16 protein-coding genes are annotated in these 17,219 nt (G+C 56.9%); 3 read left to right on the plus strand and 13 right to left on the minus strand.

From position 1 onward, the window contains the following. Positions 1 to 24 precede the first annotated feature (24 nt). The 3 genes from ltaE (at position 25) to IM271_RS04885 (ending at position 3,578) form a co-directional block, all read left to right on the plus strand. Complete coding sequence (gene ltaE / locus IM271_RS04875; RefSeq protein WP_192970845.1) at positions 25 to 1,026, plus strand: low-specificity L-threonine aldolase; 1,002 nt, start codon at positions 25 to 27, stop codon at positions 1,024 to 1,026. 10 nt (positions 1,027 to 1,036) lie between these two features. Next, positions 1,037 to 2,473, plus strand: a complete 1,437-nt coding sequence (locus tag IM271_RS04880) for an SDR family oxidoreductase (RefSeq protein WP_193052245.1) — start codon at positions 1,037 to 1,039, stop codon at positions 2,471 to 2,473. Between the two features lie 91 nt (positions 2,474 to 2,564). After that, entirely contained in the window at positions 2,565 to 3,578 is a 1,014-nt protein-coding gene (locus tag IM271_RS04885; protein ID WP_028012536.1) for an NAD(P)-dependent oxidoreductase, read from the plus strand. 111 nt (positions 3,579 to 3,689) lie between these two features. Here IM271_RS04885 and IM271_RS04890 read toward each other — a convergent pair whose 3' ends face one another. From IM271_RS04890 to gspE, 13 genes are all read right to left on the minus strand, one after another. After that, positions 3,690 to 5,516, minus strand: a complete 1,827-nt coding sequence (locus IM271_RS04890; RefSeq protein ID WP_048959680.1) for a chitinase — start codon at positions 5,514 to 5,516, stop codon at positions 3,690 to 3,692. Positions 5,517 to 5,649: 133 nt separating this feature from the next. Next, positions 5,650 to 6,090 carry a type III secretion system invasion protein IagB gene (iagB, locus tag IM271_RS04895; protein WP_048959679.1) on the minus strand — a complete coding sequence of 147 codons (441 nt, stop codon included), beginning with the start codon at positions 6,088 to 6,090 and terminating at the stop codon, positions 5,650 to 5,652. Between the two features lie 102 nt (positions 6,091 to 6,192). After that, positions 6,193 to 8,898, minus strand: coding sequence for a glycosyl hydrolase family 18 protein (locus IM271_RS04900; protein WP_126326604.1), 2,706 nt, complete (start codon positions 8,896 to 8,898; stop codon positions 6,193 to 6,195). 255 nt (positions 8,899 to 9,153) lie between these two features. Then, entirely contained in the window at positions 9,154 to 9,951 is a 798-nt protein-coding gene (locus IM271_RS04905) for an A24 family peptidase (protein ID WP_193052246.1), read from the minus strand. Further along, a complete protein-coding gene (gene gspM, locus IM271_RS04910; protein WP_193052247.1) occupies positions 9,948 to 10,433 on the minus strand; it encodes a type II secretion system protein GspM in 486 nt (161 codons plus the stop codon). The genes IM271_RS04905 and gspM overlap by 4 nt, the downstream gene beginning before the upstream one ends. Beyond that, a complete protein-coding gene (gspL, locus tag IM271_RS04915) occupies positions 10,430 to 11,563 on the minus strand; it encodes a type II secretion system protein GspL (RefSeq protein ID WP_193052248.1) in 1,134 nt (377 codons plus the stop codon). Before gspL ends, gspM begins: the two co-directional genes overlap by 4 nt. Positions 11,564 to 11,578: 15 nt before the next feature. Continuing rightward, a complete protein-coding gene (gene gspK / locus IM271_RS04920) occupies positions 11,579 to 12,589 on the minus strand; it encodes a type II secretion system minor pseudopilin GspK (RefSeq protein WP_045261800.1) in 1,011 nt (336 codons plus the stop codon). Further along, complete coding sequence (gene gspJ, locus IM271_RS04925; protein ID WP_193052249.1) at positions 12,586 to 13,221, minus strand: type II secretion system minor pseudopilin GspJ; 636 nt, start codon at positions 13,219 to 13,221, stop codon at positions 12,586 to 12,588. Before gspJ ends, gspK begins: the two co-directional genes overlap by 4 nt. Beyond that, complete coding sequence (gene gspI / locus IM271_RS04930; RefSeq protein ID WP_193052250.1) at positions 13,218 to 13,595, minus strand: type II secretion system minor pseudopilin GspI; 378 nt, start codon at positions 13,593 to 13,595, stop codon at positions 13,218 to 13,220. Before gspI ends, gspJ begins: the two co-directional genes overlap by 4 nt. Beyond that, the gene (gene gspH / locus IM271_RS04935) at positions 13,588 to 14,073 is read right to left on the minus strand and encodes a type II secretion system minor pseudopilin GspH (protein WP_028012526.1); all 486 of its coding nucleotides are present in this window, start codon (positions 14,071 to 14,073) and stop codon (positions 13,588 to 13,590) included. The genes gspI and gspH overlap by 8 nt, the downstream gene beginning before the upstream one ends. Next, the gene (gene gspG / locus IM271_RS04940) at positions 14,073 to 14,522 is read right to left on the minus strand and encodes a type II secretion system major pseudopilin GspG (protein WP_028012525.1); all 450 of its coding nucleotides are present in this window, start codon (positions 14,520 to 14,522) and stop codon (positions 14,073 to 14,075) included. The genes gspH and gspG overlap by 1 nt, the downstream gene beginning before the upstream one ends. A gap of 3 nt (positions 14,523 to 14,525) precedes the next feature. Next, entirely contained in the window at positions 14,526 to 15,734 is a 1,209-nt protein-coding gene (gene gspF / locus IM271_RS04945) for a type II secretion system inner membrane protein GspF (RefSeq protein WP_045261802.1), read from the minus strand. Beyond that, the gene (gene gspE, locus IM271_RS04950; RefSeq protein ID WP_193052251.1) at positions 15,734 to 17,212 is read right to left on the minus strand and encodes a type II secretion system ATPase GspE; all 1,479 of its coding nucleotides are present in this window, start codon (positions 17,210 to 17,212) and stop codon (positions 15,734 to 15,736) included. Before gspE ends, gspF begins: the two co-directional genes overlap by 1 nt. Positions 17,213 to 17,219 lie beyond the last annotated feature (7 nt).

Genomic DNA, 17,219 nt, shown 5'->3' on the forward strand with positions numbered 1-17,219 from the left:
CCTCTTAAAATAAAGGGATGTGAAATGATTGATTTGCGTAGTGATACCGTTACCCGCCCGAGCCGCGCCATGCTCGAAGAGATGATGGCCGCCCCGGTCGGGGACGACGTCTACGGCGATGACCCGACGGTCAACGAACTGCAGCGCTATGCGGCAGAGCTGAGCGGCAAGGAGGCCGCGTTGTTCCTGCCGACCGGCACGCAGGCTAACCTGGTGGCACTGCTCAGCCACTGCGAGCGCGGCGAAGAGTATATCGTCGGCCAGGGTGCGCATAACTACCTGTACGAAGCTGGCGGCGCGGCGGTGCTTGGCAGCATCCAGCCGCAGCCGATTGACGCCGCGCCGGACGGCTCCCTGCCGCTGGATAAAGTCGCGGCAAAAATCAAAGCTGACGATATTCACTTCGCCCGCACCCGGCTGCTCAGCCTCGAAAACACCCACAACGGTAAAGTGCTGCCTCGCGAATACCTGAAAGCGGCGTGGGCGTTTACCCGCGAGCGCAACCTCGGCCTGCACGTCGACGGCGCGCGCATCTTTAACGCCGTGGTGGAGTATGGCTGCGAGCTGAAAGAGATAACGCAATATTGCGACTCGTTCACCATTTGCCTCTCAAAAGGGCTGGGCACGCCGGTGGGTTCGCTGCTGGTCGGCAGCGCAGACTACATCAAGCGCGCCAACCGCTGGCGTAAAATGACCGGCGGCGGCATGCGTCAGGCGGGCATTCTGGCGGCTGCGGGACTGTACGCGTTAAAAAATAACGTGGCGCGCCTCAAGGACGATCATGACAACGCCGCGTGGATGGCAACGCAGCTGCGCGAGATCGGCGCGGACGTGATGCGTCACGACACCAACATGCTTTTTGTGCGCGTGGGCGACGAGCACGCCGCTGCGCTGGGTGAATTTATGAAAGCGCGTGGCGTGCTGATCAACGCCTCCCCGGTCGTGCGCCTGGTGATGCATCTCGACGTAAGCCGCGAACAGCTGGCGGACGTGGTAAAACACTGGCAGGCGTTTTTACAGGGTTAAGGAGCATCACGTGCCGCAACGTATTCTGGTGCTTGGCGCCAGCGGATATATCGGTCAGCACCTCACTACTGCATTAAGCCAGCAGGGGCATCAGGTGCGGGCAGCGGCACGCAATACCGAGCGCCTGCAAAAGCTTGGTTTGCCTGGCGTGACCTGTCACAACGTCGATCTCAACTGGCCGAAGGAACTCCCCGCGCTGCTGGAAGGGGTCGACACGCTTTACTACCTGGTCCACAGCATGGGCGAAGGCGGGGATTTTATCGCCCACGAGCGTCAGGTGGCGATGAACGTCCGCGATGCCCTGCTGCAAACCCCGGTTAAGCAGGTGATTTTTTTAAGCTCGCTCCAGGCACCCGAACACGAGCAGTCCGACCATCTGCGCGCCCGCCAGCTGACGGCAGACACGCTGCGCGGGGCGAATATTCCCGTCACCGAACTGCGCGCCGGGATCATCGTCGGCGCGGGTTCCGCCGCCTTCGAAGTAATGCGCGATATGGTCTACAACCTGCCGGTGCTGACCCCGCCGCGCTGGGTGCGCTCGCGCACCACGCCGATTGCGCTGGAGAATTTGCTCCACTATCTGGTGGCCCTGCTGGATCACCCGGCAGAGCAACACCGCGTGCTGGAGGCGGCAGGCCCGGAAGTGCTGAGCTATCAGGAGCAGTTCGAACATTTCATGCGCGTCAGCGGACGCCGCCGCTGGCTGATCCCCATTCCCTTCCCGACCCGCTGGATATCGGTGTGGTTTTTGAATGTGATCACCTCGGTTCCCCCGACGACTGCCAAAGCACTGATCCAGGGGCTAAAGCACGATTTGCTGGCAGACGATCGCGCGCTACGCGCATTGATCCCCCAGGCGTTGATCCGCTTTGACGACGCGGTGCGCCATACGCTGAAAGAAGAAGAGAAGCTGGTGAACTCCAGCGACTGGGGCTACGACGCGCAGGCCTTTGCCCGCTGGCGCCCCGAGTACGGCTATTACCCGAAACAGGCGGGCTGCACGGTAAAAACCTCTTCCAGCCTTCACGCGCTGTGGGAGGTGGTGAACCAGATCGGCGGCAAAGAGCGCTATTTCTTCGGCAATATCCTCTGGCAGACGCGCGGTGCGATGGATCTGCTGGTCGGTCACCGGCTGGCGAAAGGCCGCCCGGCGCATCCGTATCTTAAGCCAGGCGATGCGGTCGACAGCTGGAAGGTGATCGTCGTCGAGCCGGAAAAACAGCTGGCGCTACTGTTCGGCATGAAGGCGCCGGGGCTGGGGCGGCTCTGCTTTACGCTCAAGGACAAAGGCGACCATCGGGAACTGGACGTTCGCGCCTGGTGGCACCCACACGGGATGCCGGGTCTGTTCTACTGGCTGTTTATGATCCCCGCCCATCTGTTTATCTTCCGGGGTATGGCAAAACGCATTGCGCAACTGGCAGAACAAAAGACGAAAATAAGTTAATAAAACCCTCTTTCTTTCACCTTTCCCATTGCAACACATCGTAATTCACGAAAGAATGCGCACGAAATTCTTTTCAACACAGTGGATTGATATGAAGGTACTGGTTACCGGGGCGACCAGCGGCTTAGGCCGAAATGCGGTCGAATTTCTGCGCAACAAGGGCATCAGCGTCAGGGCCACCGGTCGCAACGAAGCGATGGGGAAACTGCTGCAAAAAATGGGCGCGGAGTTCGTCCATGCCGACCTGACGGAGCTGGTCTCCTCGCAGGCGAAGGTGATGCTCGCCGGTATCGACACGCTGTGGCACTGCTCCAGTTTTACCTCCCCGTGGGGAACCCAGGAAGCCTTCGATCTCGCCAACGTGCGCGCCACGCGTCGTCTGGGCGAATGGGCCGTCGCCTGGGGCGTGCGTAACTTTATCCATATCTCCTCCCCGTCGCTCTATTTTGATTATCACCACCATCGCGACGTGCAGGAAGATTTCCGCCCTGCTCGCTTTGCCTGCGAGTTTGCCCGCAGCAAGGCGGCCAGCGAAGAGGTGATCGACCTGCTGGCGCAGTCAAACCCGCATACCCGTTTTACCGTCCTGCGCCCGCAAAGCCTCTTCGGACCGCACGACAAAGTGTTTATTCCGCGTCTGGCGCAGATGATGCACCACTACGGCAGCGTGCTGCTGCCGCGCGGCGGCGATGCGCTGGTGGACATGACCTATTACGAAAATGCCGTCCACGCCATGTGGCTGGCAAGCCAGCCGGACTGCGATAAGCTTATCTCCGGTCGCGCCTATAACATCACCAACGGTGAACCGTGCACGTTGCGCAGCATTGTGCAGCGGCTGATTGATGAACTGCAGATCGACTGCCGTATCCGTTCCGTGCCCTACCCGATGCTGGACATGATCGCCCGCAGCATGGAGCGTTTTGGCAGTAAATCCGCCAAAGAGCCCGCGCTGACGCACTACGGCGTATCGAAGCTTAACTTTGATTTTACGCTGGATATCACGCGCGCGGAGACTGAGCTGGGGTATAAGCCGATTGTGACGCTGGATGAAGGCATTGTGCGCACGGCGGCGTGGTTACGGGATCACGGGAAGTTGCACCGCTAGCCTTTTTGCCCGGTGGCGGCTTCGCCTTACCGGGCCTACATCCCCTCGCGCCTCCGGGGAGAGGGGAAAGTGCAAATACTAAAACGGCAACCTTTCGGTTGCCGTTTGCTTTTACAGAGCCGTCCAGGCATCAGCCCATGCCAGACCTGCGCCTGGTTCATAGTATGCCGGGGAGTTGTTACACCAGCCGCTGTACGGGAACGGTTTGCACTGGAACAGTTTACCGTGGTTGTTCACGATATCACCTGCGTTGTACTTGCTGTTCGCGCTCCACGCCTGGTAAGCACCTTCGTCACCTGATGGCGTTGCCGCTTTCGCTTTCACGTTCAGCAGGTAAGTGGTGGTATTGCTCAGCTCGCCATCGCTGACGGTCAGGCTGATTTCAATCTGCTGCGCCGTTGCGGACTCAGGCGCCTTGAAGGTCACCACCGCTTTATCTTCGCCGGTCACAGTCTGGCCATCCTGAGAATGCCAGGTGTAGGTCAGCTTGTTGCCGTCCGCGTCGGTAGAGCCTTCCGCGCTCAGAGAAACCTGTGCGCCCGCTTCAACGGCACCGATTGGACCCGCAATCTGCGCAACCGGCGCGTGGTTCACCGCAACAGGTTCAGCCGGGGTTTCATCCGGCGTTGGCGCTGGAGCTGGTGCCGGCGTTTCATCTTCTGAAGGCGTTGGCGCTGGCGTTACCGGGGTTTCGTCCGGCGTTACGGCAGAGCCGTCATCGTTCACGATATTGACGTTATAGAACTTCTGCACGCACTTGGTATAGTCGCCGTCTTTGAACGCGCTGAACGGCGTCTGGTAGCCCACGAGCTGGCACGAGTAGGTCTTACCGTCTGGCGTATCCGCGCTCCATCCCCAGTCCTGCTCCCAGTAGATCTTCAGGGCGCCGGCACCGTATTCGTCGAACTGCTTCATGTTGGCGCAGCCCAGCACTTCATTGGCCGGAACAGGCACTTTCAGGTAGTTCGCGAACTCTTTGTAGTACTTGATACGGTTCTGAGACTGAGCAATTTCAGTCGGGCCGCCGCACTCTACGCCGCCGTTGATGATCTGGGTGGTCACACCGAAGCCAGGGACCAGACCGTTGGCTTTATCATGATCGTTCGGCTGCCACGTGCCGTCGATAACCTGCAGCATGCTTGGTTTTGGCGGCTGCGGGTAGGCGAAGAAGAAGATCGCGCTCGCCAGGTTCAGCCAGGTATCCGCCACCAGCTCAGGTTTATCCAGCAGGGTACGCACGTCGCCGTACATTGCTTCGGAGAACGGACCGTAGTTGTAGTTGTAGGACAGCTGCTTCGCGCCGCGACCGAAGTAGCTCAGGAAGTCGCCGTCTTTATCCTTACCGCACGGCCAGGTCTGGCCCTGCCATACTTTCGGGTCACATTCGCCGTTATAGCCGCCCTTCTGCCCTTCGCTCCAGCCCATTTCACGCACGTGGACCAGCGCCTGACGCCACTCGGCTTCCGGACGCCAGCTTTCGTGGCCGCCGGTTTCCTGGGCAAAGTGGGCAAACATGGTGGCCAGCTCTTTGCGGCAAATCGCATCGCTGTCGCGACCGTCGTTATAGGTCTTACACAGCGCCGGGAATTTACCTACGGCTTTCAGGAAGTTGCTGTAGGTATAGGCCTGAGCGCGCAGCGGGAAGAGATAATCCCAGTCGCTGGCCTTCACGATCCCTTCCACGCGCTTAACGTTGTCCGGGTTCGCCGCACGGCCTGGCTCAATCATTTCGACCTGCGCGTTATCAAGGGTCTGAATCGTCTCTTTAACGGAGGTCATCAGCGGGAAGTTAGTGAGCTCCTGCTCTTTCTTCGCCAGATCGCTGGCTTTCATGGTGTACGGCTCGCCGGTGGTCGCCTGCAAAGAGGCAGCCTGCGCCATAAAAGGTGCAACGCAAGCACCAGCAACAAGTACACTCAGTAACGTCCTTTTGTTCATTTCAATATTCCTGTTTCGTTAAGATTAAAAAAAGAATCCCGGTTTATGTATTAATCCATTAATAAATAAACCACAGACAGCTGTTTTCACTTTTCGAAGAACACCAAAAGGAATTCTTCAAAAATAAAAAACGTTAATAACGCGCTGCTAATTTCAATTCCTGATATTTTTTCCAGACTTTGTGGGCATACATCATACGCTGCGGATAGTTCTCTCTTTTTAATCCGGCGTTATAAGCCCCTACTGCTTCCCAGTTATAGCCGTAGACCTTAATCATGTTTGAGAGAATCGACGCTCCCACCATAATTGAGGTACAGGGTTCGGCCATCAACCGATACTCATCAATGCCTTTTCTCTCAAGCTCCGTAAAGTGTGAGCTGTTTATTTGCATTAATCCGACATCGCGTGTGCCATCATGATTTTGCCCTACCGCATACGGGTTCATCCCCGATTCAACGTTAGCGATGGCGTACAGCAAATAAGGATCGACATGATAATAGTGCGCGGCGTTATTCCAACAGTTTGCCAGTGCGCCGTGGCTTATTATCAATAATAACAAGATGAACTTTTTCATTTTTACCTGCTGACATTTTCGGTTATTTCTCCTGGCCAACATCCTGTAAAATGAAGTTTGAATTGCTCCCCCCAATAAGGGGGGAGCATTTATTGGGCTAGATTATTTGCAGTCTGTTGCTGCGCCTTCTTTTACCCATACATCGCTGTTAGCCGGGTTATCACCACGGGTCCACCATTTGGCACGGTAAACGCTGCCCTGGTAAGTGGTGGTATCACCGCCGTTATAGACCAGGTCAGAACGCCAGTTCATCTTCACGTTGCTCACCAGTTCCCATGCATCCACACCGAAGCCAGGCTGGTTGCCCTGCGTCCAGTACTTCGCTTTCCACACCAGATGGTCGAAGCTTACGGTATCGCCATTGTTGTAGATTTTGCTGGCATCCCAGGCAGCATATTTGCTGGCGTTAGCATCGACAGGCGCGTCGCAGCTACCGGTTGCAGAACCTTCGTCAGATGGCGGAGTCACATCATCAGCTGGTGGGGTCACATCGTCAGCCGGAGGGGTCACCTCATCAGCCGGTGGCGTTACGTCAGCCGGTTTTGGATTCACAGTTACCTGCACGTTAGACTGCACGCTGGTTTTACCATCCGTCACAACAACGCTCAGCGTGTAAGAAGAGGTATTGTTCACCTCTGGCGCAGTGATGCGAACGTTAGCAGTATCGGTACCCGTTGCGTTCATATCAGCCGGTACGCTCCAGCTGTAGGTCAGCGCATCGCCATCAGGATCGGAGGCTTGTGCATGCAGAGAAATCGCTTCACCGGATTCAACGGTAACGGATTCCATGGCATTGATCACCGGAGCCTGGTTGGCCTTAGGCGCTTTGTTCACTACCTGTACGTCGATAGCGTTGCTCAACCCTTTCGCGTCGGTCACGGTCAGGCGGAACACCAGGTTCTGATCGCTGGTCACGGCCGGTACGCTGAAGCTGGCTTTCGCTTTGGTGCTGTTCGCCAGGGTCACGGTGGCGCCGGAAACCTGCGTCCATTTATAGGTCAGCGCATCGCCGTCCTGGTCGCTGGAGGCTGAGCCGTCGAGCGTGACAGTCGCCGGGCCCGTTACCGTCATGTCGGTTGCAGAAGCGACCGGCGCATGGTTGGTTACAACCGGCTCAACAGGCGTAGAGCTGCCGCCCAGCAGGCTTTCGTTCATGGCATTCAGGATATCGCCGTTATCGGATTCGATAGACCATGCGAACAAACCACCCAGGTTTTTGCTCAGCACGTATTTGCCTTTCGCATTGACGGAACGGGCGTTATCGTATGTCACCAGCTCACCGGTGGATTTGTTGAACACGTACGGCGCTTCTGCTGCTTCGTCGTATTTGTATTCCCAGCCTGGTTTGCCCAGCATCTGGTTTACAATCTGACGGTAGTCAACAATACCGTTTTCCCATGTCCCTTTGATTGGACCCGTCGCGGTACCGGTGAATGGATTGTCACCCGTGTAACCGTGAACGCCGGTCCAGCCGCGGCCATACATGCCCGCACCGACGACGATCTTGCCAGGCTGAACGCCCTGCGCCAGCATCTCTTTCACTGCGTTATCGGTGGTGTAGTTGGTATCTGGTTTCCAGGACGCACCGTACAGCGCGGTCTGGTGACCCAAATCGGTATTACTCCACGCACCGTAGAAGTCGTAGCTCATCAGGAAGATATGGTCGATGTACTGCTGCGCGGTGTTGTAGTCCACGTCTTCGATCTTATCTTTACCTGCACCGATTGCCGTGGTCAGCTCGTAGGTACGGCCAGTTTCCGCAGACAGCTCGTTCAGCATCTGACGCAGGTCATGCATCAGCGCGGTGTAAGTCGCTTTGTCGGTCTGCGGGTTACCCAGCTTGGCGTTCTCACCGCCGCCGCCCGGGAATTCCCAGTCGATATCCACACCGTCGAATACTTTCCAGGTGGTCAGGAAGTCTTTAACGGACGCAACGAAGCGGTCGCGCAGCACTTTGTTATCCATCTGATAGAACGGGTCAGACAGAGTCCAGCCGCCTACGGATGGCAGGATTTTCAGATCAGGATGGGCTTTTTTCATCGCCATCAGCTGGCCGTAGTTGCCTTTGTACGGGTCGTCCCAGTTGCTTACGCCCTGCTGAGGTTTTTGCAGCGCAGCCCACGGGTCGTGGATCGCCACGGTGTAGTCCTGGCGGCCCTGACAGGCGCGTTTCAGAGACTCCAGCGCGCCGGAGGATTTGGCGCTGTCGTTAATGCCGTCGCCGCCACAGATTGGAATGAAGCCGTACAGCAGGTGGTTAATGTTCGCGACAGGAATTTTGTCTGCCGAGAAGTTACGGTCGTACACGCCCCACTCAGGGAAGTAAGCGCCAACCACTTTATCGGTGTGCTGCGCGAACGCTTTGTTGTTTTCCAGCAGCGGGGTGTTCAGAGGAAGCAGGTGGCTACCGTCGGTGTCCGCCACGATGATCAGCTTGCTGGCGCTCTTGGTGCAGCCGCTGTCGTTACACAGCTCAACCTGCTCCTGATAGCGTCCGCCTTTCTTCACTTTAAAGGTCGCAGAGCCTGCGGCACTACCCGCACCGGTCCAGACGGTCTTGCCGTCCAGCAAAACTTTTGCAGACGTTGGGGCATCGCCGCTCCAGACGTTCCACTCCACCTTCACGTCAACGCCATCTTTATGCACTTTGATGAGGTTGTTGTAGTCCTGTGCCGCCTGATCCACCTCTACCAGCGCAAACTTATCATTGCCTGATGTAATTGACGGTGTACCCGGCGCCGCTGCAAATACTGAGCTTGTTGCGGCTGCAACAAAAAGCGCCAGATATTTAGGCTTCATAAATTTCATTTTTTATTTCCTGATAAATTTATTCGTAACGTAATAATCCATGTCTTCCTTGAGAGCATGGAGTCTATTTGCGTAATGCGTATTTAACCAACCTGAAAACCGTGACAAAAAACGTTTTGCTGCGTTGTATTCCTCCATAAAAAGATACAAGCCCAAATTCCGTGTAGCTTATATCTTTTACGATACACTGAGCGCAAAGAGACATCCTTCTCTTCCACCGTCAAAAAAACTTATAAAAAAACTTGACCTGTATATTTAAAATATGAAAGCAAACTGCTGCCCAATAAACACGACTATTCCAGCAAATGACAGATAGGGTCCGAAAGAAATAGTGAGGTTATTTTTATTTAAATTATTTAACGCGAAATAGCCCGCGATACCGCTCAACGCTGCGGCAAGTTCAATTGAAGGCAGCGCCTGCCAGCCGCACCAGGCACCTAAGGCCGCCAGCAGCTTAAAATCGCCGTAGCCCAGCCCTTCCCGCCCGGTCAGCAGGCGAAAGGCCCAGTAGAGCAGCCAGAGCGACAGATAGCCCGCTACCGCACCGAACAGCGCGTCCTGCAACGGCAATCTGTGGTCAAATGCATGGAGTAAGAGACCTGCCCACAACAGCGGCTGGGTCAGGCAGTCCGGGAGAAGCTGATGCTGCCAGTCGATCATCGCCAGTGGCAGTAAAAACAGCGCGAGTAACCACAGCGAAAACAACCCCTGAACGTCCGGCATGCACCAGGCCGTAACGCCAAAAAACAGCGCCGAGAAAAATTCGATCAAAAATAACCGCAGCGGGATGGTCGTGCCGCACTGGTGGCAGCGTCCCCGTAATAACAGCCAGCTGACCAGGGGGATATTTTCCCATGCAGCAAGCGTGTGCTGGCACACCGGACAGTGCGAGGCAGGAAAGAGCAGATTGCCGCTTCCCTCTACATCCATCACGATCCCCGGCAGGCGCTCGGCAACAACACCAAGAAAACTACCCATAATCCCGCCCAGGATCGCACTCATTATCGGAAAACTAACCGGGCAGGCCTCCCGGATCAGCGAGAAGGTATTCATGCGTTTTTTGCCCAGGTGAGCTGCACCTGCGCTTTTACATCGCTGAGATGGTCAACCGGCGTGAGGTTTATTTTTTGCAATCTGACGCCGGAGGTCTGATTAATTTCGCGCAGCCAGTTTTTTAATTCATAAACATTTACCCGATTAACCACGAACGATAAAATTTGTCCCTCCTGGCGCACGTCCGTCAGCGACAGGTTAATTTCATTGGCGCTTTTCTCGACCACCGTGCGAGGATTATCCGTTTTGACTAACTGAACCTGAAGATGATTTTTATCAATTTCATTGCGCATCCAGTTAAGCGTCTCTTTTTGTCTTTTAAGCGTCGATTTACTATTTTGAATCATATTATCCAAAGGGATGACTCCTGCGTAATACACCGCAGCCCCAAGCAGGGCAACGATGCAGAGTTTTAAAATAACTTTCTCCCGGGCGCTGTAGTTCTGGTAGCGTGATTTCAGCTGCTCGATTCGCTCTTTCATTTATGTTTCCCTGCGATCATGGCGGTATAGGGTTTGGTGGTTGAAACAGGCTGTAAGGTAAAATCGAAATTCTCACGGGTCTGATTAACAAACGCCTGCAACGCGGGCTGGTTTTGCGCGCTGACGCTCAGCGTCAGCGTGTTTTGCTGCGCATCGTATTCCAGAAGATCGATTTCCATCGCAGGCACTGACTGCCGGGCGGCCGCCAGCTCGTCCAGTTGAAGGAAGATCCCCTTACTCTGTTTTTTGACGTTCTGACCAAAGTGATATTTGATATTGGTCTGGTGACGCATGCTGGGGAAATGGTGCTTATACACCTGGAGGATCTCCTCCTGTATCTGGTTTTCCTGCTGCACCAGCATCCAGGCCATCGCAATGCGCGGCCCCAGCAGCAGGCTAACGGACAGCAGGCCCGCAATCGCTACTGCGGCTTTCATGCTTTTCGCGACACGCCCTTTACCGGCCTTAAGGCTGAATTCACCGTGAAGCAGATTCACGCGACAGGCCTGCCACTGCGACTGGATCAGCACCAACGGATGCTGCCAGGGCTGGGCGATGTCGACGTCCACACCAGCAGGCGCTTCGCCGTAACAGCACACCTCCCCCTCTCCGGCCTTCTGCATCAGAAGCGGCAGCAGGCTCGCTTCCATTTCGCTGGCAACATGCGGTGATAAACGTAGCCAGTAGCCGTCGTCCTGAGCGACAAGAGTACTTCCGCCAGCCGTCACGGGCAGCAGCCAGGCATCCGGCAGCACCTGGATCACTTTTAACCCCGCCTCCTGACAGCGGCTTAACCACCCGCGCAGCAGATCGGCGTCTATCGCCACCGCATCAACCTCAGCGCCTTTTTTGTTCAGCACCGTCCAGTGGAGATTATCCACCTCGCCAATCAGCGTCTCTTCCGCCATCCAGGAGAATGCCGTCGCCTGAGAGGCGACTTTCTTCGGCAGCGTAAAATGGCGGAAGATCATGCTGCTGGCGGGCAGCAGCAGACAAACACGGGCCGCCAGTGGGTGGTCCGCCAGCGCGTCCAGGCTCTCCAGCGTCTCAACCTGCTGGCTGCCGGAGACACACCCCATTATTTTCCCGCCCTCGCGGTTATCGGGACGAACAAAAAGTACCTGTTTCATAGCGATCTACTTTTCTTATTCAATCATTCGGTAACGACGTTGCCACGTCACGATCTCACCGGCCTCGTTATTGACCTGAAGCTGGCTAACCACGCGAAGCGTTAATTCATCGGTATTGCCGGTATAGTTCACGCGGAAATACCGGCTGCTGATGGAGAGAAGCTCAGCCACCTGCGGGAGATCGTCTTTTAACTGCGGGAAGGTCTGCTCCAGCGCTTTGCTGAAGGTTTCCATATTTTCCCAGCCGGTTTCTGGACGCGAATCAATCAGGCGAACGGCATCATCTTCCGTTAATTTTCCGGGGAACAGAGCGGCCAGTAAGGCGGCCTGTTCCGGTTTCAGGGTGTTCACATCCACCTTGCTGGCAGAGTCCGGCAGCGCGCAGAGCAGCTTGCTCACCTTCGGATATGCCGCTACCGGGAACGCGGGCAGCTGTTTGATCTCCGCAATGGTGCGCATCATCTGGTTCGCGGGCTGTCGGGCGGGCACAACGCCCGCCCAGGCATCGCTCTCTGCACCGTCTTTGGCCGTCGTCGCGTCGCCATCGAGATAGTCCACCAGCTGTTGATACACCTCTTCTGCCGTAGTGTGGCTGATGCCGCTTTCCGTCAGGATCTGTTCAACAATCTGCTCGTTGCGCGGTTTTTCCGGCACGGCGGGCGCGTTTTGCCCCTGTGGTATTTTCTCTGCGGCCAGCAGGTTATTGACGTTAAAGCAGTCCTGCGCGTCTTCCACCTGGCTGACCACCGTGTAATCTTCGCCCCGCGTCTCCAGCGGCTGGTGCCAGTCGCCGTCAAGGTTCAGAGCCTTGTTTTCACCGGTGGCGTCGGTCTGCAGGCGGTCCTTCACCACCTTCTCCTGCGCCTGCATCGCCCAGCGCAACTGCTGCTGGCTGACCTGATAATGGGTTTTCTGCAGATTGCGACAGAACTGCTGGCTAATTTTGGCGGCCAGCGCCGACATCATGACCAGCAGGATCAGCACCACCAGCAGCGCTACCCCTTTCTGTTTACGTAATGCACTCATGATTTTGCTTCCGGTGCCGGCAGCGGCGCAGGCGCGGTCTCTGGCGCAGCGGCGGGCGCTGGCACCGCCGCTTCAGGCATATCGCCCGGGGTCGTAAAGACCCAGCGCCAGGTATCGCCGTTTTCCATGGTTAGCGTCAGCTCCACGCCGTCCGGCAGATGCGCCGGGTCGCTCCAGCTTTTCTGCCAGCCCTGACGGTAAAAACGCCACTGCAGGGATTTCACCTCACTGACAATCGGCACTTCATCGGGCTTCGCGTCCACCGGGCCATCAATCACCGGCCAGACGTCGCGATACAGACGCCCCTCTTCCAGGCGCCAGCGCACACGCTCCAGCTGGATCGTTCCGCTCACGCCATTCAGCGTGGTCAGCTCAAGCGCATCATCCACCTGTCGAAACAGATCCGGCTCGTTACGCGGGGCGCGCGCCTGCAGCTGGTAGAAATCGCGCTCCATCAGATTCCAGGCCCGCTGCAGCTGATTGAGCTTCGCGGCGCTGGCGTCGGTTGCCGAACTGGTGCGCATTGCGCCGTCCAGAATTTGCCAGGCCAGGGTGCTGATCACCGCGAAAATGGTCAGGGCAATCATGATCTCCAGCAGGGTAAACCCGCGCTGGCGTCGCGTTTTTTTCACTTGCTCTCTCCCGGCGGAACGATCTGCAAAGCGATAACCGGCTGGCTGTCGTCCCCTTCCGCGTAGACGCGAATGGCGTTCGCCCAGCCGTTGTCGGTGGTTTTCACCCGCTGCTTGCGCCAGTTCCAGCTGCGCCCGCCCATGATTTCCGTCCCCTGCGCCTCGGCGTCCGGGAAGTCGGTTTTCGTGAGCTGCGCTTCCGCCAGCTGATTTTCCGCCACCCAGCTGGCCTGCAGCGTGTCGGCCAGGCCGCGAGTGAAACGCACGTTCAGGGAGACGGAGTTCATCAGCGCCAGCGCGGCGGTGGAGAAGATCACCAGCGCGACCATCACCTCCAGCAGCGTCATCCCCTTTTGCTTTTTGCCGTTAGCCATCGTTCTCTACCGATACAGGCGCAGCGCCTTGCGACACCACGCGGAAATGGTGCTGTTTGTCATAGCTTTGCAGCGTCAGCGTGAAGCGGCTGATTTCGCCGTCCGGTAAAAAGAGCACCTGCGGATCGGCGCTTACCGTGGCGGCAAGGCGCTGGGGCGAGAGCGAAACGTGCATCTCTTCCGGGAAATCGCCTTTGGTGGTAATACGCCCGGCGGATAACGGCACCCAGTGACGTTCGCCGTTTTTATCCTCGAGCGTCACCAGCTGATAATTATCCGTCGTGATGACCAGCCCGACGATATTTCCGTCCATCACCGCACGGTCTGAACCATAATCAACGAGAGCTTTTAATTGCTGGCCAAATATATCCGCACCGCTCCGTGAAGGTATTGTTGACACCACCATCATGGCGCAGCTGGCAAATATTACCAGCGCCAGAATAATTTCCAGCAACGTAAAGCCGCGTTGTTTATTCATTATTTCTCTTTCTTATCCAGAGACCAGTTCGTAATATCATCGGCGGTATTGGCTTCACCGTCCGGACCGGCGGAGAATACGTCGACCGCGCCGTGTTCGCCCGGGCTAACCAGAATATAATCTCCGCCCCACGGGTCCTGCGGCAGGCGACGGATATAGCCATCAGCACGGTAGCCGTTCGGGATTGGCGCGATTTCAGGCTTGGTTACCAGCGCCTGTAAACCCTGCTCGGTTGTCGGGTAGCGGTGATTATCCAGCTTATACATATCCAGCGAACCTTCGAGCGCGACAATATCGCTGGTTGCTTTTTGCGTATCTGCTTTTTCTTTATTGCCCATTAAGTTTGGCACCACCATGCTCGCCAGTACGCCGAGAATAACAATGACCACCATTAATTCGAGCAAGGTGAAACCCGCCTGACGCGCCAGGTTTTTACGTTTTAAAGCCATGATTTAACCTACCATATTATTAAGTTGCAGAAGCGGTTGTAATATTGACAGCACGATGAATAAAACAATCGTCGCCATGGATACCACCAGCGCCGGTTCAAATACCGACAGCGTTAATGTAATTCGATGCTGCAATGCCGATTCCTGGTTTTCCGCCGCGCGGTCCATTAAATTGCCTAATTCCCCGCTCTCTTCGCCGGAGGCAATCATATACAGCATGGTTGGCGGGAATAATTTCGCCTGCTCCAGCGCGGCATAGAGCGATGCCCCCTGGCGCACGGTATCAGCGGCCTGCTCCAGTACCTGCCGGGCATAGAGGTTTTCGATACCGTCCATCGCGATATACATCCCCTCCAGCAGCGGCACGCTGCTGGCCTGAAGAATGCTCAGGGTACGGATGTAGCGGGCGCTGTTGATGGCGCACACCAGCTTTTTGATCGGCGATCCGTTCACCAGCCAGCTGTGCCAGCGAAAACGGTTTTTGGCGTTTCTCAGCCAGGTCTTAAAGCCGACAAACCCGCCGCCGAGGATCCCCACGATGTAGATCCCGTACGCCTGCAGAAAATCACTCACCGCAATCAGCGTGCGGGTGGTGATCGGCAGCTGCTGCTTCATGTGGGTGAACTGCTCGATCACCTGCGGCACCACCGCCACCAGCAGAATGCTGATGACCGCGATGGCGACCACGGTCAGGGTAATCGGGTAGACCATCGCCTGCGTCAGCTTGCTTTTCATCTTCTGGCGCTGCTCGTTGTACTCCGCCAGCTTCTCCAGCACGTCGCCCAGGTGGCCGGTTTTTTCGCCGGCCATCACCAGGGTGCAGTAGAGCTTGTCGAAGGTGCGCGGGAACTGGCTAAACGCGTCGAACAGCGTGTGGCCTTCCACTACTTTCTCGCGGATCTCCACCACCATCGCCGCCAGCTTTTTGTCCTCCGTCTGCTTCGAGATAGCCTTCAGGGCGCTTTCCAGCGGCAGCGCGGCGTTGACCAGCGTCGAAAGCTGGCGGGTAAACATCGACAGCACCGGCGTGGAGAGCTTTGCGCCGGTTTTCGCTTTACCGGACGCCGCCGCCTCGCGGGTTTCGTTGATGCTGACGGGCATCAGCTTTTGCTCGCGAAGCCACTGGCGAACCTGCTTTTGCCCCTCGGCCTGCAGCGTGCCGCGCTGGGTTTTCCCCGCGCCGTCCGTTGCGGTCCAGGCGTAGAAGGCCATTACGCATCCCCCCCACGCTCGGCGGTGACGCGCATCACCTCTTCCAGCGAGGTCACGCCGCTAATCACCTTCAGCAGCCCGTTTTCACGCAGGCTGTAAGCCTGCTTAAAGAGCTGCGTCTCGATGGACATTTCGTCCTTATCTTCATGAATGGCGCGGCGCATGGTGCTGTCCACCACCAGGAACTCATGAATACCGGCCCGGCCCTGATAGCCGCTCTGGCGGCAGTGTTCACAGCCTACCGCGCGGTAGATTGCTTTTGGCGGCGCGTCCATAAAGCTGAACAGCGCTTTTTCATTGGCATCCAGCGGACTGGTGGTCCGGCAGTGCGTACACAGCCGACGCACCAGACGCTGGGCAATGACACCGAGCAACGATGAACCGATTAAAAAGGATTCCAGCCCCATATCCCGCAGGCGGGTTATCGCCCCTGCGGCGCTGTTGGTGTGGAGCGTAGACATGACCAGGTGACCGGTGAGCGACGCCTGCACCGCAATTTGCGCGGTCTCACCGTCACGAATTTCCCCGATCATCACCACGTCCGGGTCCTGACGCAGAATGGCGCGCAGCCCGCGGGCAAAGGTCATGTCCACGCGCGGGTTAACCTGCGTCTGCCCCACCCCTTCCAGCTCGTATTCAATCGGGTCTTCAACGGTCAGAATGTTGCGTTCGTGACCGTTCAGCGCCGAAAGAATGGCGTACAGGGTGGTACTTTTACCGGAGCCTGTCGGCCCGGTGACCAGGATAATGCCGTGCGGGCGGTCAATCAGCCCTTTCAGCTTCTCCAGCTCTTCATCAATCAGGCCCAGCTTGTTGATGTCAGGCTTAAGATTGCTTTTATCGAGCAGACGCATCACCACGCGCTCGCCGTACTGGGACGGAATGGTCGAGACGCGCACGTCGATCGCCTTGCGGCCAATGCGCAGGGAGATACGGCCATCCTGCGGCAGGCGCTTCTCGGCGATGTCGAGTTTTGACATGACCTTGATGCGCGATACCAGCAGCGGCGCGAGCTTGCGCGCAGGCTGCAGCACCGGGCGCAGCACCCCGTCAACGCGGAAGCGAATGCTCAGCGTGCGCTCGAAGGTTTCGATATGAATATCCGACGCGCCGTCCTTCACCGCCTCGCCGAGAATGGCGTTGATCAGGCGGATCACCGGCGAGTTTTCGTCGTTATCGAGCAGATCCTCGTTGTCCGGGATCTCCTCGGTTAACGCCATCAGGTCGATATCGGCGTCCATATCGTCCACCAGCTGCTGCGAGACGCCGCTGCTCTGCTGCCAGATTTTGGCCAGCATCTCGTCAAACGCTTCCGGCGTGAGGATGACCGGGACGAACGCGCGTCCCAGCACCCGGCGCACTTCCAGCAGTGCAAATGCCGGGGTGTCATCACGGATATAGACGTCATTGTTATAAAATAAAACGCCGTTATCTTTTGCGTAGCTGCTGCTACACAGTGTTTTACTCAGTTCGTCCACGTTGCCC

Origin of the sequence: Enterobacter cloacae complex sp. I3 (assembly GCF_014896175.1) — a bacterium.
Classification (GTDB): Bacteria; Pseudomonadota; Gammaproteobacteria; order Enterobacterales; family Enterobacteriaceae; genus Enterobacter; species Enterobacter bugandensis.